This window comes from Billgrantia sp. NRB1 (assembly GCF_056921725.1).
The window spans coordinates 651,574-671,614 of sequence record NZ_CM167783.1 but is presented as its reverse complement, the minus strand read 5'-3'; the positions used below and the strand labels follow the sequence as shown (position 1 = coordinate 671,614).

The following is a 20,041-nucleotide window of genomic DNA, read 5'->3' as shown; positions in this document are numbered from 1 at the left end:
TTTGTGCAACGCTATAAAAAAAACGCAAGGAAATCAACGAGTGAAATCCTTGCGCGTCACTTTTGTGTAACTTTTTAATCCTGTTAAATCAATAACTTACAATATAAGCACTACTCCCACTCGATCGTCGCGGGCGGCTTGCTGCTGACGTCGTAGGTCACCCGGGAGACGCCGGGCAGCTCGTTGATGATGCGGTTGGAGACCTTCTCCAGCAGCTCGTAGGGCAGGTGGGCCCAGCGGGCGGTCATGAAGTCGATGGTCTCCACGGCGCGCAGGGCGATGACCCACTCGTAGCGGCGGCCGTCGCCGACCACGCCGACCGATTTCACCGGCAGAAAGACCGCGAAAGCCTGGCTGGTCTTGTGGTACCAGTCGGCGTTGTGCAGCTCCTCGATGAAGATGGCATCGGCCTCGCGCAGGATGTCGGCGTACTCCTTCTTCACCTCGCCGAGAATGCGCACGCCCAGGCCCGGCCCCGGGAAGGGGTGGCGGTAGACCATGTCGTAGGGCAGGCCGAGTTCGACGCCGAGCCTGCGCACCTCGTCCTTGAACAGCTCGCGCAGCGGCTCCACCAGCTTGAGCTTCATGGTCTCGGGCAGGCCGCCGACGTTGTGGTGGGACTTGATCACATGGGCCTTGCCGGTCTTGGCGGCGGCGGACTCGATGACGTCGGGGTAGATGGTGCCCTGGGCCAGGAAGTCGACGCCCTCGATCTTGCTGGCTTCCTCGTCGAAGACGTCGATAAAGGTGTTGCCGATGATCTTGCGCTTGGCCTCGGGGTCGGCCTCGCCCTCGAGCTTGTCGAGGAACAGGTCTTCGGCGTCCACGCGGATCACCTTGACGCCCATGTGCTTGGCGAAGGTCTCCATCACCTGGTCGCCCTCGGCCTTGCGCAGCAGGCCGTTGTCGACGAACACGCAGGTGAGCTGGTCGCCGATCGCCTTGTGCAGCAGGGCCGCCACCACCGAGGAGTCGACGCCGCCGGAGAGGCCCAGCAGCACGTGGCGGTCGCCCACCTGGTCGCGCACTCGGGCGATCTGGTCTTCGATGATCTGGGCCGGGGTCCAGAGGCGCTCGGCGCCGCAGATGTCCAGCACGAAGTGCTCGAGGATGCGCTGGCCCTGCAGGGTGTGGGTCACCTCGGGGTGGAACTGCACCCCGTAGAAGCGCTTCTCCTCCCAGGCCATGGCGGCGATGGGGCAGCTGGGGGTGGAGGCGGTGACGGTGAACTCGCCGGGCACCCGGGCCACCTTGTCGCCGTGGCTCATCCAGACGTCCAGCAGGCCGCGGCCGGTGTCGTGGTCGACGTGGTCCTTGATGTCCTTGAACAGCGCGGTCTCCTCGTCGACGCGCACCTGGGCGTAGCCGAACTCGCGCTTGTTCGAGCCCTCCACGGCGCCGCCGAGCTGCTCGGCCATGGTCTGCATGCCGTAGCAGATGCCCAGCACCGGCAGACCCATCTCGAACACGCACTCAGGCGCGCGGGGCGAGCCGAGCTCGGTGACCGACTCCGGACCGCCGGCGAGGATGATGCCGTTGGGGTTGTACTCGCGGATCTCGGCCTCGGTGATATCGAAGGCGCGGATCTCGGAGTAGACGCCGATCTCGCGCACCCGGCGGGCGATCAGCTGGGTGTACTGGGAGCCGAAGTCGAGGATCAGGATCTTGTGGGCGTGAATGTCAGTCATCTGGGGGCGTCTCTACTCGTATGGCGACGGGCCATGCTCACGGCGCATGAAAGAATAAGCAGCGTCGCTGGCTGAGCGTCAGGCTAGGCGAAAACGGCCGAAGCAGCGGAGTTGACGTGTTTGTCAATGAGCATGCTAAGGCCGTTTTCAACAACGCATGGCGCCAGTCCAGCGGCGTTGCTAGCCGGCTCGGTAGTTGGGGGCTTCCTTGGTGATTTGCACGTCATGCACGTGGGACTCGGCGAAACCGGCCCCGGTGATCTGCACGAACTGCGGCTTGGTGCGCATCTCCTGGATGTCGGTGCAGCCGGTGTAGCCCATGGAGGCGCGCAGCCCGCCCATCAGCTGGTGGACGATGGCGCTCATCACGCCCTTGTAGGGCACGCGGCCTTCGATGCCTTCCGGCACCAGCTTGTCGGCGCCGGCGTCCTTGTCCTGGAAGTAGCGGTCGGAGGAGCCCTGGCTCTGGGCCATGGCGCCCATGGAGCCCATGCCGCGGTAGGCCTTGTAGGTGCGGCCTTGGTAGAGCTCGATCTCGCCCGGCGCCTCCTCGGTGCCGGCCAGCAGGCCGCCCACCATCACCGTGCTGGCGCCGGCGGCCACGGCCTTGGCCAGGTCGCCGGAGAAGCGCACGCCGCCGTCGGCGATCAGCGGGATGTCGTACTCCCTGAGCGCCTCGGCGACGTTGGAGACCGCGGTGATCTGCGGCACGCCGACGCCGGCCACCACGCGAGTGGTACAGATGGAACCCGGGCCGATGCCCACCTTGACGCCGTCGGCGCCGGCCTCGGCCAGCGCCCTGGCCGCCTCGGCGGTGGCAATGTTGCCGCCGATCACCTGCACCTGGGGGAAGTGCTCCTTAGCCCAGGCGACCCGGTCGATCACGCCCTTGGAGTGGCCATGGGCGGTATCGACGATGATCGCATCGACCCCGGCCTCGGCCAGGGCGGCGATACGGTCGGGCGTCTCGGGGCCGGTGCCCACGGCGGCGCCGACCAGCAGGCGGCCGTCGCCGTCCTTGGCGGCGTAAGGGAAGGTGCGCGCCTTCTCGATGTCCTGGAAGGTGACCAGGCCGCGCAGGTGGAACGCCTCGTTGACCACCAGCATCTTTTCGACCCGGTGCTCCTGCATCTTGCTCTTGATGACGTCGAGACCGGTGCCCTCGGTCACGGTGACCAGGCGCTCACGGGGGGTCATGATATCGGCCACGCTGTCGCCGTGGTTGGGCTGGAAGCGCATGTCGCGCTCGGTGACGATGCCCACCAGGGCCTCGCCCTCCACCACCGGGAAGCCGGAGAAGCCGTGCTCCTGGGCCATGGCCAGCAGGTCCTCCAGCTTGGCCTTGGGGCCCACGGTGACGGGGTCCTTGACGATCACGCTCTCGTGCTTCTTGACCTTGCGCACCTGCGCCGCCTGCTGGGCGATGGTCATGTTCTTGTGGATGATCCCGATGCCGCCCTCCTGGGCCATGGCGATGGCCAGGCGGGCCTCGGTCACGGTATCCATGGCGGCGGAGACGAGCGGGATATTGAGAAAGAGATTGCGGGTCAGGCGGGTTCTGAGGCTGACGTCCTTGGGCAGGACCTCGGAGTAGCCGGGCACGAGTAATACGTCGTCGAACGTAAGAGCTTCTTGGGCCATACGTAGCATAGTCGGCAACACCCAGTGGACTGGTGAGAGGGAGGGGAGCGAAGTTAATCCACCATTATAGCGGCCAAGGGCGGGTGGCGTCACGGGGTGGGCAGGCCTCGCCGACATGGTAGCCTGTCGGTCTCGCCCAGCCCCGGAAGCCCAGCCATGCCCCCCACGACCGACCCCACCCTCTCCGTCAGCGACCTCAATCGCCTGGCCCGCCAGGCGCTGGAGCGCGATATCGGCGAGGTGTGGGTGGAGGGCGAGCTCTCCGGCGTCTCCCGCCCGGCCTCGGGGCATGTCTACTTTACCCTCAAGGACGCCTCGGCCCAGCTGCGCTGCGCGCTGTTTCGCACCCGGGCGCGCTTCGTGGCCGCGCCGATGCGCGACGGCGACCGGGTCAAGGTGCGCGGGCGAGTGTCGCTGTTCGAGCCCCGCGGCGACTACCAGCTGATCATCGAGGCAGTGCAGGCGGCGGGCGAAGGCGACCTGCTGGCCGCCCTGGAGCGGCTCAAGCGGCGGCTGGCCGGTGAGGGAGTGTTCGCCAACGCCCGCCCCCTCCCCTACCCGCCGCGCCACCTGCTGGTGCTCACCTCACCCAGCGGCGCGGCGATTCGCGACGTGCTGGCGGTGCTGGCGGCGCGCTGGCCGCTGGCCGACGTCACCCTGATCCCGGTGCCGGTGCAGGGTCGCGAGGCGGCGCCGGGCCTGATCGCGGCGCTGGGCCTGCTCAATCGCCAGTCGGCGCTGGACCCGCGCCGCGACGCGGTGCTGATCACCCGCGGCGGCGGCAGCCTGGAGGATCTCTGGGCCTTCAACGACGAGCACCTGGCCCGGGCGATCTTCCATTCCCGGCTGCCGGTGATGTCGGCGGTGGGCCACGAGGTCGACACCACCCTGTCGGACCTGGCCGCCGATGCGCGCGCGCCCACGCCCTCGGCCGCAGCGGAGCAGCTGGTGCCGGACCGGCGCGACCTGACCCAGCGCCTGACGGCCCTGGAGGGGCGCCTGCTGCGCACCACCCAGGGGCGACTCGACGGCGAGGCCCAGCGCCTGGATCACCTGCGCGCCCGGCTGCGCCACCCCGGCGAGGTGCTCAGCCGCCAGCGCCGCACCCTGGCGGAGCTCGACGCCCGGCTGGAGCGCGCCCTGCGCCAGCGGCTGGCCGCCGAACGGCAGCGCCTGGCGCAGCTGCAGCGGCGGCTGGCGGCGCGCCCGCCCCGCCGCGAGGTAGAGCAGGCCGGCGCTCGACTGGACGCGGCCCGGGCGCGGCTCGACCAGGCCATGCAGCACGCCCTGACCCGGCAGCGCGAGCGCCTGGCGGGCCTTGCCCGGGAGCTGCAGGCGGTGAGCCCGCTGGCGGTGCTCGGGCGCGGCTATGCCATCCTGCAGGACGACCGGGGCCAGGTGGTCCACCGCGCCGCCGATACCCGCCCCGGCCAGGCGCTGACCGCCCGGCTCGGCGAGGGGCGTCTAAAAGTCGAGGTGAAGCGGCGCCTCAAGAAATAGGGGCTCCTAGCGCATTCAGGACTGACCGCCGCCGGGCTTGAAGGCGCCGGGCTCGATCTCGTGGCGGTTGAGCAGCTTGTAGAAGTCGGTGCGGTTACGCCCGGCGATCCGCGCCGCCTGGGTCACGTTGCCCTCGGTGATCTTGAGCACCTTGATCAGGTAGCTGCGCTCGAAGCCGGCGCGGGCGTCGCTGAAGGTGGGCAGGGCGCTCTCCTCGGCGGCCAGGGCCTGGGCCACCAGCGCCTCGGGGATCATCGGCGAGCTGGTCAGCGCCACGCACTGCTCCACCACGTTGACCAGCTGGCGCACGTTGCCGGGCCAGGCGCTGGTGGCCAGCAGGTTGAGCGCCTCCGGCGAGAATCCCTTGACGAAGGGCTTGTGGCGCGCCGCGGCCTGGGCCACCAGGTGGCGGGCCAGCAGCGGCACGTCCTCGGCGCGCTCCTTGAGCGGCGGCAGCCGAAGGTTGACCACGTTGAGGCGGTAGTAGAGGTCCTCGCGGAACTCACCCTGGTGCATGGCCTGGCTCAGGTCGCGATGGGTGGCCGAGAGGATGCGCACGTTGACCGGGACCGAGGCCGTGGAGCCCAGGGGGCGGATCTGGCGCTCCTGCAGGGCGCGCAGCAGCTTGACCTGCAGCGGCAGCGGCATGTCGCCGATCTCGTCGAGAAACAGGGTGCCACCCTCGGCGGCCCGGAACAGGCCGTGGTGCTCGCTCACCGCGCCGGTGAAGGCGCCCTTGGCGTGGCCGAACAGCTCGCTCTCCAGCAGCTGTTCGGGCAGCGCCCCGCAGTTGATCGCCACGAAGGGCTTGTCGGCGCGCGGGCTCGCCTGATGAATGGCCCGGGCCAGCAGCTCCTTGCCGGAGCCGGAGGCCCCGGTGACCAGCACACTGACGTCGGAGGCCGCCACCATGCGCGCCTGCTCCAGCACCCGCTCCATCTCCGGGCTGCGGGTGATGATCTCGGCACGCCAGGCCTCGTCGCCCTCGCCGCCGGCCGGCGCCTGGGCCAGGGCCTCGTCGATGGCGGCGAACAGCTCGTCGCGGTCCACCGGCTTGGTGAGAAAGCCGAACACCCCCTGCTGGGTGGCGCTGACCGCGTCGGGAATCGAGCCGTGGGCGGTGAGGATGATCACCGGCAGCCCCGGCAGCTGACGCTGGATGGCTTGGAACAGCGCCATGCCGTCCATCTCGTCCATGCGCAGGTCCGATAGCACCAGGTCGGGGCGCTGGGCGCTCAGGCAGCGCAGCGCCTCCGCGCCGCTCTCGGCGGTGGTGACCCGAAAACCGCGACTCTCCAGGCGCATGCCCAGCAGGCGGAGCAGGCTGACGTCGTCGTCCACCAGCAGGATGTGCGCCCCTGTCTGGGCTTCGGCGCGCACTTCGTTGCCGGCACGGCGGGTGCCGGGGGCCACGGGCCGTGGCATAGCGTGCAGTCGTGCCGCATCCATCACGTTATCTCCCAGTTGCCAGCCCCCTTCAGGGCGACTGCTGTCTCAGGTTGATGCTGCGCTCGATGGCGGTCAGCGCCTCGAGCTTCTCGGCCAGCTCGGCATTCTCGGCCTCGAGCTCGGCCAGCTCGCTGGCCGAGCGCGCTAGCCGCCCGGCCATGGCGCGCCGTCCTTCCAGCTCGTTGAGCCAGTAGCGCAGCAGCGGCTGCAGCTCGGTCGGCGCTTCGCTCAGGTCGGCCTTGTACAGCTCCGAGGCCTGATCCCACTGGCGCTCGCTGCCCCAGGCAAGCACCACCGCGCGGGCCAGGCGGCGCTCGGCCTGGCTGCCTTCCAGGCGCTGCAGCATATCGCTGCGCCAGTCGCGGTCGCCGCGCTGGGAGGCCAGGCCGAAGGCCACCCAGTCGGGCAGCAGGCAGGCATCGTCGGTGAAGGCGGGCACCTCGGCCTCGCAGACCGGGGATACCTCCATCGCGGGCGCCTCGGCCTGCGAAAACGGCTGCTCGGGGAGCCACTGACAGCCCGCCAGCCATAGCGCCATTAGACAGGCGCCGAGAGGGCGAAACCTCATATCATTCATTCCTCGCGTCGATTCTCGTCCGGGCGGGCACCGCGTTGTCGGGGATTGTGCCAAGCGTCACCGGCCGATGCGGCAGGGCGAGTCGAAAACACACCGCCAGCGTCGGATCGTCCACCAGCGTCAGCTCACCCTGCTGCAGGCGGGCGCAGTCGGCGGCCACCGAAAGGCCGATGCCGGAGCCCTTGAGCGGCCCCTTGCGCCGGGTTCTCCCCTGATAGAAGGGCTCGAAGAGGCGATGGCGGTCCGCTTCGGCGATCGACTCGCCGCTGTTGGCCACCTCCAGCCACAGCCACTCGCGGCCGGGCTGGGCCCGGATCACCAGCTCGCCGCCGTCCTCGCCGTAGGCGATGGCGTTGGACACCAGGTTGTCGAGAATGCGCCCCATAGCGGTCCGATCGGCGACCCACTCCAGCGGCCCGTCGAAGGCGGTGACCCGCATGCCCTTGTGCTCCAGCGCCAGGCGGTGCTTGGCCAGGGTGCTCTTGACCAGGGTTGCCAGGTCCAGCCGCTCCAGGCTCACGCGGCGGCTGTGCTGAAGGAGATTATAGTCGAGCAGCTGTTCGATGAGCCGCTGCAGCTCGCCGCCGCTGACGTCGATCAGCGTGAGAATCTCGCGCTGACGCGGGGTCATCTCGCCGGCCACGCCGTCGGCAAGCAGCGCCGAGCCCTCCCGCACGCTGGCCAGGGGCGTCTTGAGCTCGTGGGACATATGGCGCAGGAACTGCTGCTTCTGGGCTTCCAGCTCGCCGAGCCGCGACGACAGCCAGTCGAGCCGCTCACTGAGCCGGACCAGCTCCGCCGGCCCCTGGATGGCCTGGGTTTCGGGCCCCTCCACGCCACTGCCGATGCCAAGGATACGGCGCTCCAGCTGGCGTACCGGGCGGATGATCAGCCAGCTGAACAGCAGCATCAGCGCAAGACTCGCCGAGACCAGCGCGCCGGTCTGCCACCACAGCCGCGTCTGCACCGCCTCGGCGCGCGCGCGGATCGTCTCGATGCGGGCATCGATCTGGCGGTTGGTGGCCTGGCGCATGGCCTCGGTGTGCTGGGCGAAGGGGCCGAACAGCGAGAGCCACACGCCCAGCGCCTCATCCTCCAGCTCACCGAGTCGGCCCAGCAGCACCAGCTGCTCGCTCAGCGCCAGGACATCGGGGTCGTTGGGCAGCAGCCGGCGATGCTCGGCCAGCAGGGCGGTGAATTCGGCGTGGCGCTCGGCGTAGATGTCGAGCAGGCTCTCCTGCTCGACCACCGCATACTGGCGAGCGCTGCGCTCCATTTCCAGCGCCAGGGCGCTGAGGGTGCGCGCCCGGCGGGTCTCCTCCACCGCCTGGCGCGCGCTGACATCGGCCAGCCGCGACAGCTCGGTGAGTGCCTGCCCGGCCTGGAACATCAGGACGCCGAGCGGCAGCATCACCACCAGAAAGGCCAGCAGCACCAGCTGCAGCAGGGAGCGTGGGCGCCAGCGACGCGAAACCCGTGAGGTCATGACCAGCGTACTATTCAGGAGTCGATAAGGGACCGCCATGGTGCATGCCTGCAGGATACCAGAGTTCAACGCCACACTCGGCGTTATGCCAACCGCCTGCGCCGCCGAAACGGCAAAAAAGGCTCTTCGCAGACTGGCGTGAACTGGGCCCTGTGGGAGGGACGGTTCGACGCCTCGACTTCAGCTCGCGAAGTAGCGCGCAGCGCTACCCATGGGGCGCCTGCGGCGCCTTCGCCCGGCAGAGCCGGCCTCCCACCAGAAAGCCTGCCAAACATGTTCACGCTCAAGTGCGATGAACCCAAAAAAAAGGGCCGGCATGGCCGGCCCAAGTACGCAGGGAACTGAAGGGTTCGAAAGCATGGGCATCGTTCGCCTGGTCGAGCCATGTCCCACACTTTCGATGGGCCCGAGGGCCCCGAAGCGCTGCGCCGGCCGGTTAGCCACCAGGAGCGGGCCTGCGCAGGCGGGCGGCGAACCGCCCGGCTTCGTTCTTGCTGCGACATCGCCTCGGCCGGAGCCGGCGGCGCTGTCGCGAGATTCGATCCCCCGCAGGGGATGAGGCATCCGTGCCAGGGCTTCCGTGCCCTGCTGGTACCCTTCCTTGCCAAGCTGGCGGTACCCGTCTCATCGCAACCTTAGGTTACACATCGCGGAGCAGACACTGATCACCGTTGGGCCCGAGTGCACAGGGCATGGGGGTGGTACCCGAGCTTGCCGGTGATCCAAAGCGGTTCGAGCCGTTTGAACCGCTTCCGTTGCTCACCCAACCTATTGCCAGTTGCGTGCCAATAATAACCAAAAACCCAGTAATTCAACAGGTTAAAAACGCCACTCCAGCAGGAATCGAGGTTGAGCCGCGTCAATCGCGCATTTTCGTCGGTCTCGGGCAGGCATTTTGTTGCCATTTGGCGACGCCTATCGGGACAGAGAGGGAAAGCTGAATAAAATCAAATGAATAGGATGTTGCCAAATGCCGACACCCACCACTACCCTGACGCCTTGAGGCGACAGGGCAGCCCTCAAGCGGCCGGCTACATCCTATCGAGAGCTCGACGACACGCCCTCAAGGCATCTCGATGCCCAGCTCATCGATGAAGTGGTCCCGTCGAGTGATCGCCATGGCGGCATCATCTCCGGCTACCGTGGCGCAAGCATTGATCAGGCACTCGGCCGCGGCGAAGAAGGCGACCATGCTATTGGAAATGAAGCTGGTCTCATGGGGCACCAGAATCGAGACACCAGAGTGTCGTACCAGCGGAGAGCTCGCATAGTCGGTAATGATCAACGTCTTCACGCCGTGTTCATGGGCGAGGCGACAGACATCGACTACCTGACGCGTGTAGGGCTTGCAGCTAGCGGCAACCAACACGTCGCCGGGCGACATCGCCGCGAGGCCTTCGGCGATGCCGTTACTGTAGTCGTTGAGCAGTCCGACATCGGCACGAATCATGCCCAGGCCATAGGCGATGAAACTACACAGGGCATGGAACTGGCGCACCCCATAAAGCCGAACCCGATCCGCTGACATCACCGCCTGGGCGAAGGCCTCGAGATCCACCTGCGAGAGTCCCTGCCCGAAGCGCTCGATGTTCTGCTGGTTCTCCGTGCAGAGCCTGACGGCCTGGGCCTTGAGGCACTGCCGGTCGGCCTGCAGCGCCGCGCTGGCGTGATCCCGGTAGAAGGATGCGGAGTGGGACAGCGTGCTACTCAGCAGCACACTCTGCAGGTCGCTGAAGCGCTCGTAGCCCAAAGAGCGCGCCAGCCGTGAGATGGTGGAGGGATTGACCCCCAGATGGCGAGCAGCCGTGGAGATAGACAGCAGGGCCTGATCGCCGTTGAGTTCGATCAGCCTTGCCAGCACCTCCTGCGCCTTGGGCCCAAGGCGCAGGTCGGACTCCCCCCGCGAGATGCGCAGGGAGAGTTCACGTAGGGCGTCAACCGTCTCGGGAGGATGAGCGGCTCGGGTGGTGTCCGGCATAGAGGGGCGCGGCTCCTGGTCGATCATAAACCTGCCATGCTACCCCATCCGGGCCCGGTTGCATTACTGCCGTGGCCAGGGTGTTCTCCTGGTCGGGATCGTCCGGGTCCAGGCGCAGGATAGGCAGCCCGCTCCCCTGCCGGTCGTGCAGCACCGTCAGCGGATCGCGAGCCCCCTCCGCGACCAGCGCATCGCCACGGAGCTGGCGATCCCGGGAGGAGTCGGTAACGATCTGGTAGGCCAGACCGCGGGGATGGTGCAAGGCATGATTGGCGTGAACCCATGGCGTGACGATCTCCTGCGCCGACACCTCGCCCCCGCCGAACTCGACGCTGATGATCGGACCGCCGGCGACCTCTGCCAGGGTGAAGTGAAAGCCGCCACTGCCGGGGTGACGGCGCAGCAGCGACAGCGCCGCCCCGACGTCGACCAGATCGAGCACCGCGCGGCCCAGCACCATCCGCGGAACCTCCGGCGCCAGCCCGGTCAGCCGCAGGTTATTGACCGCCTGCACCAGGCCGGCATTGTTGAACGCCAGGGTGTGTCCCGGCAGGGAACCCGGATAGCAGAAGGCGGTGAACCCCGGCCCCTGATCCGGCTCGCCCTCGAACATGAAGCAGTGGCCGGCAAGCTGCGGCAGGCCATCCTCATTGTGGGCGATCACAGGGCGGGTTCCCGGCACCACCAGGGTGGTGCAGCCGTCGGGCACGCTGGCCAGCAGGTCGCCGCGGCAGTTCCAGGCAAATACCGGCTCGACGGGCAGCTCCAGGCCCTCGGCGAGACCCTCGATCTCGGCCCATACCCTGGGGAAGTGACGCTGAGTGCTCGCGGCCATGCGCGCCACGGCCGGCCGATGCACCGGGTCGTTCAGGCGTTTCCAGAGCGGGGTCGGCAGCAGCCGCTCGTGGACCGCGCGGCGACCCGCCCGTCCCAGCGCCAGCCCCAGGGTCCGGGGGTCGCCGCTGGCCCGCTGCCAGCCGATCAGAGGAGTGTGGTCAGACATGGCGCAGAAAGTCCCTCATCCTGTCATTAGGTGGGCTATCGATCACCTCGGCCGGCTTGCCATCCACGGCAATCTTGCCGTGCTCCATGAAGATGAGCCGCGTGCCCACCTGCTTGGCAAAGGACATTTCATGAGTGACTACCACCATGGTCATGTGCTCGTCGGCCAGCGTCCGCATGACGTTGAGCACCTCTTGCTTGAGCTCGGGATCCAGCGCCGAAGTGGGCTCATCGAACAGCATCACCTTGGGTTTGATCGCCAGTGAGCGGGCAATCGCTACCCGCTGCTGTTGACCGCCGGAGAGCTCATGGGGGTAATGCGCCTCCTTGTCGGCCAACCCCACCTTATCCAGCAGCTCGCGTGCATGACGCTTAGCCTCCTGGCGCCCCACATGGCGTACCTGCCGCTGCCCAAAGGCGATATTTTCCAGGGCCGTCATCTGCGGAAAGAGATTGAACTGCTGAAACACCATGCCCGCCTCCTGGCGGATCTCGCGCAGTACCTTGTTGCCCCCCTTCACGCTTAACTGATCGACAATCAGGTCGCCGCCGCTGATCATCTCGAGGCCATTGATACAGCGCAGCAGGGTCGACTTTCCGGAGCCAGAAGGGCCCACCAGCACCACTACCTCGCCACGGTGTACCTCCAGATCCACCTCATCGATCACTTTCAGTGAGCCGAAGTGTTTGGAAACATTGTGAAATTGAATAATGGCGCTCATAGAATTCTCATCCGCTTCTCGATCATCCGCAGGATCATCGTCAGGGTGCCGGTCATGATCAGGTAGAAAACCGCCACTGCCGTCCAGATTTCCACGGCACGAAAGTTGGCTGCCATGATCTCTTGACCGGTGCGTGTCAGTTCGCTTACCCCAATCACAATGAACAGCGACGTATCCTTGAGGCTGACGATACACTGGTTGCCCAGGGGCGGAATCAGTCGGCGAAAGGCCAGCGGCCCCACGATGTAGACGATGACTTTCCAGCGCGGCAATCCGATCGAAAGGCCTGCCTCGGTCAGCCCCTTGGAAATCGACAGCACCGCCCCGCGGACGATCTCGGCAATATAGGCGCCCGCATTGATCATGATCGCCAGAATCGCCGTCGTCATCGGATCGATACGGATACTGGCCAGCACGGGAAGCGCAAAATAAAGAAACATCACCTGAACAACGATAGGCGTGCCGCGGATCACCTCGACATAAACGAAGGCGAGGCCATTGATGACATGCCCACCGTAGGCGCGCATCAGACCGACGATGGCACCGATCAGCATGCCGCCTGCCAGTCCCATTACGGTGATATAGAGCGTGACCCTGGCCCCGTCCATCAACTGGGGCAGGAATCCGGAAATAATGGACCAATCGACATTCATGCTCGAACCCCCGAGTTTCCATTTCGAGCGGGCGGGACACCCCACCCGCTCGGTGCTTTCTAGCCGATGAAGGGAGGGTTACTGAGCGCCATCTTCGCCGAACCACTTGGCGTAGATCTCGTCGTAACGGCCATCTTCGCGCATGGAGGCCAGCACGCCATTGACCGGCTCGACCAGCTCACTGCCCTTGGGGAAGGCGATACCGTACTCGTGCGCCATCATCTGCTCACCGACGGCCTTCACCTGGCCATCGCCTGCCGTCGCGATGTAATAGAGCACATTGGGCGTATCATGCATGGCCGCATCGACTCGCCCGGTCCGCAGCTCGAGATAGGCGTTATCGATGTTGGGAAACTGGCGCAGCTCGGTGTCGGTGAAATTCTCTCGAGCGTAATCTGCCGCAGAGGTACCGGTACGCACGGCGAGGGTCTTGCCGGCTAGATCTTCGGCGCCGGTAATGTCGCTATCCGTCGGCACCATGATGCGGAAACCGCTCTCATAGTAGCCGTCCGAAAAATCGATGACCTCGGCACGATCGGGTCGGATCGTGATGCCGGCGAGCGCGACATCGATCTGGCCAGTCTGCAGGCCGGGAATGATGCCGTTGAAGTCCATCGGCCGCAGCTCGTACTCGAGGTCCAGCTCATCGGAGATGATCTGCCACATGTCGATATCGAAGCCGACATATTCACCATCCTGCATAAATTCGAAAGGGACGAAAGCCGTATCGGTGGCCACCACCAGACGGTCGGCCTGAGCGGCAACAGCGGCTAGGGAGAGTGCGGCGGTAGCCGTCCAGATCGTCAACTTTTCCATGGAAGCGTTCCTCATCACTATTGATGTTGTTTGGGCAACGGAGGAGGAGCCTGACTGCTGCCATTGTGGGTGGTCGCGATTCGGCAGCGCCAAGTCCTGCAATTATATTTGCACAGAACGAAAGATCGGGCAAATATTTGCATCTAGAAGGCGCGACAGTCTGCCGCCGGCAGCCTTCTGCCGCCGGCGGTGCCTCAGAGTAAGGCGATGATCAGGCCAGCGCCTTGATCAGGATCTTGGACTGGCGGGCGTGGTTGTAGGTGTCGCGGCGCAGCGGCGGCAAGGCCTCGATATCGGCCAGGCGGAAGCCGTGCTCGAAGAACCAGTGGCTGGTATGGGTGGTCAGCGCGAACAGCGCCGTAAGCCCCAGGCGCCGGGCGCGTCGCTCGATCTCGTTGAGCAGCAGGGCGCCCCGGTCGCCGCCGCGATAGCCGACATGCACCGCCACGCAGGCCAGCTCACCCATGTCGGCCTGGCCGAAGCAGTGCAGCGCCGCGCAGGCGATCACCATGCCGTCGCGCTCGATCACCAGGTAGTCGTCGATCTCGTACTCCAGGCGCTCGCGGGAGCGCGGCACCAGCATGCCGCGCCGCTCTAGCGGCTCGAGCAGTTCCAGCAGGCCGCCGATATCGCCGAGCTCGGCGGCGCGCAGCTGCTCGTAGCGGTGCTGGGTGATCATGGTGCCCACGCCGTCGCGGGTGAACAGCTCGCCGAGCAGGGCGTCATGGTCATGCCAGGACAGCAGGTGGGTCCGCGCCACCCCGTGGCGGGCGGCGGCGCAGGCGGCGGTGAGGTGGCGGGCCTGCTCGCTGCCCGCCGCGGCGCCGGCCAGCAGCGGCTCGGCGTCGGCCGGGGTCAGCTGGCGCTGCAGGGCGCCGCTGTCGTCGTGCAGGCCGTCGGCCTCGCCGAGCAGAATCAGCTTGTCGGCCCCCAGCGCCATGGCCGCGTGCTGGGCCACCTCGGAGGCGTCCAGGTCGAACACCTCACCGGTGCTGGAGAAGCCCAGCGGCGGCAGCAGCACCAGCGAGCCGCGGTCGAGCAGCCCCTGGACCGCCGCGGCGCGCACCCGGCGCACCTCGCCGCTGTGGCCGAAGTCGATCCCCTCGCGCACCCCCAGCGGCTTGGCCATCACCAGGTTGCCGGACACCGCGGTCAGCTCGACGCCGTGCAGCGGGGTGTTGGGCAGCCCCAGGGAGAGCCGCGCCTCGAGCCACAGCCGCTGCTCGGCGGCCACCCGCTCGACGCAGCCCATGATCGCCTCGTCGGCCACCCAGCGCCCATCGTGACGCTTCGGCACCAGACCGGCGGCGTCCAGCGCCTGCTGCACCTGGGGGCGAATGCCGAACACCACCACCAGGCGCACGCCCAGGGTGTGCAGCAGCGCCAGATCCTGGATCAGCTGCTCGCCGCGCCCGCGCGCCATGGCCTCGCCCTCGATGAGGATCACGAAGGTTCGGCCCCGGTGGGCGTTGATATAGGGCGAGGAGTTGCGAAACCAGTCGACGAAGGGGAAACGAGTATCCAAGGCCGCGCTCCGGCAGCAGATGAGCGGAAGGGTGTATGAGTCCTTGACTATATCAGAGCCGACAAAACGGCGGCACCACTAGCAGGTACAAGGGACGAGGGACGAGGGACGAGGGGCGAGGGGCGAGGGACAAGGGACGAGGGGCGAGGGACAAGGGACGAGGGGCGAGGGACAGGGACGAGGGACGAGGGACAGGGACAGGGACAAGGGACGAGGGGCGAGGGGCGAGGGACAAGGGACAAGGGACAAGGGACGAGGGACAGGGACAAGGGACGAGAGGCAGCGTTCACCGGATGAACCGGATGCCTGCTCCTCGAACCCCGAACCTCGCACCCCGAACCTCGAACCTCGAACCTCGAACCTCGAACCTCGAACCTCGAACCTCGAACCTATTATTCTCCAAACATGACCTTGAACAGGAAGAAGAAGACGATCGCCAGGCTCGCCCCGGCGGGCAGGGTAATCAGCCACGACATGACGATGGTGCCGATCACCCGCAGGTTGAGCGCCGCCATACCGCGGGCCAGGCCCACGCCGAGCACAGCGCCCACCAGGGTATGGGTGGTGGAGATCGGCAGGCCGGTGCCCGAAGCCAACACCACGGTGGTGGCCGCGGCCAGGGTGGCGGCGAAGCCGCGGCTGGGGGTCAGCTCGGTGATGCCGGTTCCCACGGTGGCGATGACCTTGTGACCGTAGGTCACCAGGCCGGCCACGATGCCGCCGCCGCCGAGGATCAGCACCCACCAGGGCACCAGGGCGGCGCTGTCGATGACGCCGTCGCTGCGCACCACGCTGATCACCGCGGCGAGCGGCCCCACGGCGTTGGCCACGTCGTTGGAGCCGTGGGCGAAGGCCATGGCGCAGGCGGTGAAGATCATCAGCACCCCGAACACCCGCTCCACGCTGCCGTAGCCGAAGTGGTCGTCGATGCGCCGTTCGGCCTTGACCCGGCTCTCCAGCACGATGCCGATGCCCATGACGCCGAGCCCCATCAGGATCGACAGCAGGAAGCTCTGGCCGAAGGTGAAGTCGAGCCCGACATGGGTCAGCCCCTTGGTCAGGGTGACCATGGCGACGATGAAGCCCACCAGGAAGATATAGAAGGGCACCGTGCGCTTGGCCGCGGCGAAGGGGTCGCGGGCCTCGAAGATCAGGTGCTGCACCGACTTGAACAGCAGGAAGGCGATGGCGCCGGCCAGCAGCGGCGAGATGACCCAGCTCGAGGCGATGGTACCCACCCGCCCCCAGGCGACGGCCTCCATGCCCAGCCCCACGGCGCCGAAGCCGACGATGGCGCCGACGATGGAGTGGGTGGTGGAGACCGGCCAGCCGCGCATGGAGGCGACCAGCAGCCAGATGCCCGCGGCCAGCAGCGCCGAGAGCATGCCGTAGACCAGCAGCTGAGGATTGGCCTGGAGCAGCGCCGGGTCGACGATGCCGCCACGAATGGTGGCGGTGACCTCGCCGCCGGCGAGCCAGGCGCCGAGAAACTCGAAGATGACGGCGATGATGATCGCCTGCTTGATGGTGATCGCCTTGGAGCCTACCGAGGTGCCCATGGCGTTGGCGACGTCGTTGGCCCCCACGCCCCAGGCCATGAAGAAACCGAAGAGGCAGGCCAGGATAATGAAGACTTCACCGTGCTGCGCAATGATCGACATAGGGAGTGATGTCCTATGTGGCTGTCTGATGGGGTGTGCATCGCCCCGGGATCGCCGGGCAAGGCGCGGCGCTACCGGGCCGTGAGGATCTGCAGACGGCTGCCGACACGCTCGGCCCGATCGGAAAGCTCACCGACCCAGTCGATGATCTTGTAGAGGAACACCACGTCCACCGGCTTGAGCCGATCTTCCAGCTCGAAGAGCCGGCGGCGAATGGCGATTTGCTGGTCATCGGCCTGCTGCTCGAGGCTGTGCAGCTCGCGAATCATGTTGTGCATCACGTCGGCCACGTGGCGCCCGAAGCCCGACTCCAGCAGGTCCTCGAGCTCCTCCAGCGCCTGGCGGGCCTGGGCCACGCAGGCCACGGCGGTACGCATGTAGTCGCGCATGGGCTGGGCCAGCTCGCCGGGTACCTGCATCTTGCGACCCAGCATGATCCCGGTGATGTCGCGCACCTTGTTGGCGATCTTGTCCTGGACGGTGATCAGGTCGAGCAGGTCGCTGCGCGAGACCGGTAGGAACAGGGTGTTGGGGAGGTTGAGGCGCAGCTCGGTCTTGAGGCTGTCGGCCTCGTGCTCGAGCCGGGTGATGACCTCGCGAATGCGGGCGGCCTCCTCCCAGTCGCCCTGAAGCGCGGCCTCGAAGAAGGGCAACAACTGGTCGGCGCACTCGTTGGCCTTGACGATATGCGCCAGCAGCGGCTGGAACGGTGAGCGACCGAACATCGCCGAGAAGGGGTTAGGCTTGACCATGGCGTATCATGCGCTTGAGAAATGGCGGCGCCAGTATAGAGACTACCCACTGTCACGTCATTGAAAAAATAGTGTCACACCAGGCCATAGCGGCCGCAGGAGCCCTCATGAGTCACGAGATCGAACTGAAACTGGCCCTCGGCCCCGAGGGCCCCGCGGGGCTGGCGCACCACCCCCGGCTGGCGACCCGCGCCGCCGAGCAGCGCCAGCTGACCAACACCTACTTCGACACCCCCGACGGCGCGCTGGAGCGGGCTCGCATGGCGCTGCGCCTGCGCCGCGACGACGGCCGCTGGGTGCAGACCCTCAAGACCGAGGGCGAGAGCCACGGCGGCCTGAGCCGGCGCGGCGAGTGGGAGTGGCCGCTGACCGAGGGCGTCCTCGACCGGTCGGGACTGGCCGAGCTGCCGCCCATGGCCGCCCTCGATCCGACGCTGATCGAGCGTCTGGCGCCCCGCTTCACCACGGACTTCAGCCGCCGGATCTGGCGACTCGAGGTTGCCGGAGCGGACATCGAGGTAGCGCTGGATGGCGGCGAGATCACCGCCGACGGCCGCCGCGTGGCGATTCGCGAGCTGGAGCTGGAGCTCAAGGCGGGGGCGCCCGAGGCGCTGTGGCAACTGGCCGGCGAGCTGGCCGAGTCGGTGGCGCTGCGCCCCGCCGACACCAGCAAGGCGGCCCGCGGCAACGCCCTGCTGACCGGCGCCTGGACGCTGCCCGAGGGCGGCGACGCCGACGCCTGGCTGCATCGTGCCATCGTCGCCCTGGACGCCCTGGCCGACACCGACGAGGCTGACTGGCAAGCGGCGGCCCGCGAGGCCCTGGGCCGGCTGGCCGAGCGTGAGCCGGACGCCGACATCCTGGCGAGGGCGCTGGACGGGTCAGACTGGCTGACCCCGGCCTTCGGCCAGGCCGCGCTCAGGCTGGCACGACGCCTGGCCAACGACGCCTGACCAGTTCACCTGCAATGAACCCACCATGACCGCTCGGCCCGGGCACAATGATTTTTACGGATTTTTTAGCCCGGCCTGTGGTGCCATGACGTCCATCAAGCGTCCGCAAGCGCGCCGGGACGGGTGGACAAGATCATGGCGAGTCGTTGGCAAGTCATACAGGTGCAGTGGCGCCACTGGGCGCCGATCCTCAAGGTGCTGTCGGTACTTTGGTTGGTGTTGGCCGCCTTCATGGCCGTGCCCTGGCTGGTGCTGGTGATCGAACGGGAGCCGGATGCGAGTGCCTTCGCCCACTCTATCGCCATTGTGCTGGGAGCAGTGGCGCTGAGCTGGCTGGCGACCCTGCGCGTCGAGATCGCCCTTAAGCCATGGCAGATGTTTCTGGTGACCACTCTCAGCTGGGTCACTATCAGCACCCTGGCCAGCCTGCCACTGGTGCTGGGGGCGCCTCAGCTCTCCTTCACCAATGCGGTCTTCGAGTCGGTGTCGGCCATCACCACCACTGGCTCCACCGTGCTGGAGGGTATCGAAACCCTCTCCGACGGCCTCAAGTTGTGGCGTGGCATGATGCAGTGGCTGGGAGGCATCGGCATCATCGTGATGGGGATCGCCATCCTGCCCTTTCTCAAGGTGGGCGGCATGCGGCTCTTTCACACCGAGTCCTCCGACTGGTCCGAGAAGGTAATGCCGCGCACCGGCGGTATCGCCAAGGCCACACTGTCAATCTACGTGGGCTTCACCCTGGTGGCCATGCTGGCCTACTGGCTCGGGGGAATGGCACCCCTGGATGCCGTGGTGCACGCCATGACCTCGGTCGCGACCGGGGGGTTCGCCAACTCGGATGCTTCATTCGGCGCCTACGCCGACCGCCCTCACCTGTTGTGGATGGGCTCGCTGTTCATGCTGATGGGGGCCTTGCCCTTTGTGCTCTATATTCGCTTCCTACGAGGCGCCCGGAGGGCGATCTGGCGGGATCAGCAGGTTCAAGGCCTGCTGGTCTTCCTGCTGATTGTGATTCTGAGTCTGGCGGGATGGCGCATGTGGCACGGGACGCCTCCCTTCGAGGCACTGACCCATGTCGCCTTCAACGTCATCTCCGTAGTGACGACCACCGGCTACGCTTCTGACGACTACAGTAGCTGGGGGGCACTGGCGATCGTGGCGTTCTTTTATCTGACCTTCGTCGGTGGCTGCAGTGGTTCCACCAGCGGTGGCATGAAGATCTTCCGCTTCCAGATCGCCAGCATCCTGCTTCGCAATCAGCTCCGCTATCTGATTCACACAAGCGGGGTCTTTCCCACTCGCTACAATGGCCAGCCGATTACCGATGACATTACCCGAGGCGTGGTTGCTTTCTCGTTCTTCTTCTTTCTGACCATCGCCGGGCTGGCCTTGGGTCTGGCGATGATGGGGCTCGATATCGTGACGGCCCTGTCGGGGGCGGCCACGGCGGTGGCCAACGTGGGACCTGGTCTCGGCGATACCATCGGCCCGGCCGGCAACTTCGCGCTGCTGCCGGATGCCGCAAAGTGGCTGCTGTGTGTGGGCATGCTGCTGGGTCGGCTGGAGATCCTCACGGTACTGGTGCTGCTGACGCCGATGTTCTGGCGCCGCTAGTAGAGTAGGCGTTACGAGAGA

16 protein-coding genes are annotated in these 20,041 nt (G+C 66.8%); 3 read left to right on the top strand and 13 right to left on the bottom strand.

Annotated elements, in window-relative coordinates; translation table 11 throughout:
- Positions 1 to 110: 110 nt before the first annotated feature.
- Together guaA and guaB are read right to left on the bottom strand one after the other, a co-directional pair.
- Positions 111 to 1,688, bottom strand: a complete 1,578-nt coding sequence (gene guaA / locus ACZIYR_RS02980; protein ID WP_483528153.1) for a glutamine-hydrolyzing GMP synthase — start codon at positions 1,686 to 1,688, stop codon at positions 111 to 113.
- Between the two features lie 180 nt (positions 1,689 to 1,868).
- Positions 1,869 to 3,338: an IMP dehydrogenase gene (gene guaB, locus ACZIYR_RS02975; RefSeq protein WP_483528152.1), complete on the bottom strand. Its 1,470-nt coding sequence runs from the start codon at positions 3,336 to 3,338 to the stop codon at positions 1,869 to 1,871.
- A gap of 147 nt (positions 3,339 to 3,485) precedes the next feature.
- Here guaB and xseA point away from each other — a divergent pair, with 147 nt between their 5' ends.
- The gene (gene xseA, locus ACZIYR_RS02970) at positions 3,486 to 4,829 is read left to right on the top strand and encodes an exodeoxyribonuclease VII large subunit (protein WP_483528151.1); all 1,344 of its coding nucleotides are present in this window, start codon (positions 3,486 to 3,488) and stop codon (positions 4,827 to 4,829) included.
- 15 nt (positions 4,830 to 4,844) lie between these two features.
- Here xseA and glrR read toward each other — a convergent pair whose 3' ends face one another.
- The 11 genes from glrR to ACZIYR_RS02915 all read right to left on the bottom strand — a co-directional run bounded on the left by glrR (position 4,845) and on the right by ACZIYR_RS02915 (position 17,450).
- Positions 4,845 to 6,278 (bottom strand): two-component system response regulator GlrR, encoded by a 1,434-nt coding sequence (gene glrR, locus ACZIYR_RS02965; RefSeq protein WP_483528150.1) that lies wholly within the window; start codon positions 6,276 to 6,278, stop codon positions 4,845 to 4,847.
- A 28-nt stretch (positions 6,279 to 6,306) separates the two neighbouring features.
- Entirely contained in the window at positions 6,307 to 6,846 is a 540-nt protein-coding gene (locus ACZIYR_RS02960) for a hypothetical protein (RefSeq protein WP_473032333.1), read from the bottom strand.
- Position 6,847: 1 nt separating this feature from the next.
- Complete coding sequence (locus tag ACZIYR_RS02955) at positions 6,848 to 8,341, bottom strand: sensor histidine kinase (protein WP_483528149.1); 1,494 nt, start codon at positions 8,339 to 8,341, stop codon at positions 6,848 to 6,850.
- A gap of 1,063 nt (positions 8,342 to 9,404) precedes the next feature.
- Positions 9,405 to 10,319, bottom strand: coding sequence for a MurR/RpiR family transcriptional regulator (locus tag ACZIYR_RS02950; protein WP_483528148.1), 915 nt, complete (start codon positions 10,317 to 10,319; stop codon positions 9,405 to 9,407).
- A complete protein-coding gene (locus ACZIYR_RS02945) occupies positions 10,276 to 11,322 on the bottom strand; it encodes a C45 family autoproteolytic acyltransferase/hydrolase (RefSeq protein WP_483528147.1) in 1,047 nt (348 codons plus the stop codon). Before ACZIYR_RS02945 ends, ACZIYR_RS02950 begins: the two co-directional genes overlap by 44 nt.
- The gene (gene glnQ / locus ACZIYR_RS02940) at positions 11,315 to 12,043 is read right to left on the bottom strand and encodes a glutamine ABC transporter ATP-binding protein GlnQ (RefSeq protein ID WP_483528146.1); all 729 of its coding nucleotides are present in this window, start codon (positions 12,041 to 12,043) and stop codon (positions 11,315 to 11,317) included. The genes ACZIYR_RS02945 and glnQ overlap by 8 nt, the downstream gene beginning before the upstream one ends.
- Positions 12,040 to 12,696: a glutamine ABC transporter permease GlnP gene (glnP, locus tag ACZIYR_RS02935; protein ID WP_473032328.1), complete on the bottom strand. Its 657-nt coding sequence runs from the start codon at positions 12,694 to 12,696 to the stop codon at positions 12,040 to 12,042. The genes glnQ and glnP overlap by 4 nt, the downstream gene beginning before the upstream one ends.
- A gap of 78 nt (positions 12,697 to 12,774) precedes the next feature.
- The gene (gene glnH, locus ACZIYR_RS02930; protein WP_473032327.1) at positions 12,775 to 13,512 is read right to left on the bottom strand and encodes a glutamine ABC transporter substrate-binding protein GlnH; all 738 of its coding nucleotides are present in this window, start codon (positions 13,510 to 13,512) and stop codon (positions 12,775 to 12,777) included.
- A gap of 211 nt (positions 13,513 to 13,723) precedes the next feature.
- The gene (argA, locus tag ACZIYR_RS02925; protein ID WP_473032326.1) at positions 13,724 to 15,037 is read right to left on the bottom strand and encodes an amino-acid N-acetyltransferase; all 1,314 of its coding nucleotides are present in this window, start codon (positions 15,035 to 15,037) and stop codon (positions 13,724 to 13,726) included.
- Positions 15,038 to 15,429: 392 nt separating this feature from the next.
- Positions 15,430 to 16,698: an inorganic phosphate transporter gene (locus tag ACZIYR_RS02920; RefSeq protein WP_483528145.1), complete on the bottom strand. Its 1,269-nt coding sequence runs from the start codon at positions 16,696 to 16,698 to the stop codon at positions 15,430 to 15,432.
- Between the two features lie 71 nt (positions 16,699 to 16,769).
- Complete coding sequence (locus ACZIYR_RS02915) at positions 16,770 to 17,450, bottom strand: TIGR00153 family protein (RefSeq protein ID WP_483528144.1); 681 nt, start codon at positions 17,448 to 17,450, stop codon at positions 16,770 to 16,772.
- A gap of 107 nt (positions 17,451 to 17,557) precedes the next feature.
- Here ACZIYR_RS02915 and ACZIYR_RS02910 point away from each other — a divergent pair, with 107 nt between their 5' ends.
- Together ACZIYR_RS02910 and trkI are read left to right on the top strand one after the other, a co-directional pair.
- Positions 17,558 to 18,403 carry a CYTH domain-containing protein gene (locus tag ACZIYR_RS02910; RefSeq protein ID WP_483528143.1) on the top strand — a complete coding sequence of 282 codons (846 nt, stop codon included), beginning with the start codon at positions 17,558 to 17,560 and terminating at the stop codon, positions 18,401 to 18,403.
- 135 nt (positions 18,404 to 18,538) lie between these two features.
- A complete protein-coding gene (gene trkI, locus ACZIYR_RS02905; protein WP_483528142.1) occupies positions 18,539 to 20,020 on the top strand; it encodes a Trk system potassium transporter TrkI in 1,482 nt (493 codons plus the stop codon).
- Positions 20,021 to 20,041 lie beyond the last annotated feature (21 nt).

Excerpts from the sequence above, each read along its gene's own strand:
- guaB (WP_483528152.1), bottom strand. The coding sequence starts at position 3,338 with ATGCTACGTATGGCCCAAGAAGCTCTTACGTTCGACGACGTATTACTC.
- ACZIYR_RS02920 (WP_483528145.1), bottom strand. The coding sequence starts at position 16,698 with ATGTCGATCATTGCGCAGCACGGTGAAGTCTTCATTATCCTGGCCTGC.
- ACZIYR_RS02960 (WP_473032333.1), bottom strand. The coding sequence starts at position 6,846 with ATGAGGTTTCGCCCTCTCGGCGCCTGTCTAATGGCGCTATGGCTGGCG.
- xseA (WP_483528151.1), top strand. The coding sequence starts at position 3,486 with ATGCCCCCCACGACCGACCCCACCCTCTCCGTCAGCGACCTCAATCGC.
- ACZIYR_RS02910 (WP_483528143.1), top strand. The coding sequence starts at position 17,558 with ATGAGTCACGAGATCGAACTGAAACTGGCCCTCGGCCCCGAGGGCCCC.
- ACZIYR_RS02950 (WP_483528148.1), bottom strand. The coding sequence starts at position 10,319 with ATGCCGGACACCACCCGAGCCGCTCATCCTCCCGAGACGGTTGACGCC.
- ACZIYR_RS02915 (WP_483528144.1), bottom strand. The coding sequence starts at position 17,450 with ATGGTCAAGCCTAACCCCTTCTCGGCGATGTTCGGTCGCTCACCGTTC.
- ACZIYR_RS02945 (WP_483528147.1), bottom strand. The coding sequence starts at position 11,322 with ATGTCTGACCACACTCCTCTGATCGGCTGGCAGCGGGCCAGCGGCGAC.
- glnH (WP_473032327.1), bottom strand. The coding sequence starts at position 13,512 with ATGGAAAAGTTGACGATCTGGACGGCTACCGCCGCACTCTCCCTAGCC.
- glnP (WP_473032328.1), bottom strand. The coding sequence starts at position 12,696 with ATGAATGTCGATTGGTCCATTATTTCCGGATTCCTGCCCCAGTTGATG.
- ACZIYR_RS02955 (WP_483528149.1), bottom strand. The coding sequence starts at position 8,341 with ATGACCTCACGGGTTTCGCGTCGCTGGCGCCCACGCTCCCTGCTGCAG.
- trkI (WP_483528142.1), top strand. The coding sequence starts at position 18,539 with ATGGCGAGTCGTTGGCAAGTCATACAGGTGCAGTGGCGCCACTGGGCG.
- glnQ (WP_483528146.1), bottom strand. The coding sequence starts at position 12,043 with ATGAGCGCCATTATTCAATTTCACAATGTTTCCAAACACTTCGGCTCA.
- guaA (WP_483528153.1), bottom strand. The coding sequence starts at position 1,688 with ATGACTGACATTCACGCCCACAAGATCCTGATCCTCGACTTCGGCTCC.
- glrR (WP_483528150.1), bottom strand. The coding sequence starts at position 6,278 with ATGGATGCGGCACGACTGCACGCTATGCCACGGCCCGTGGCCCCCGGC.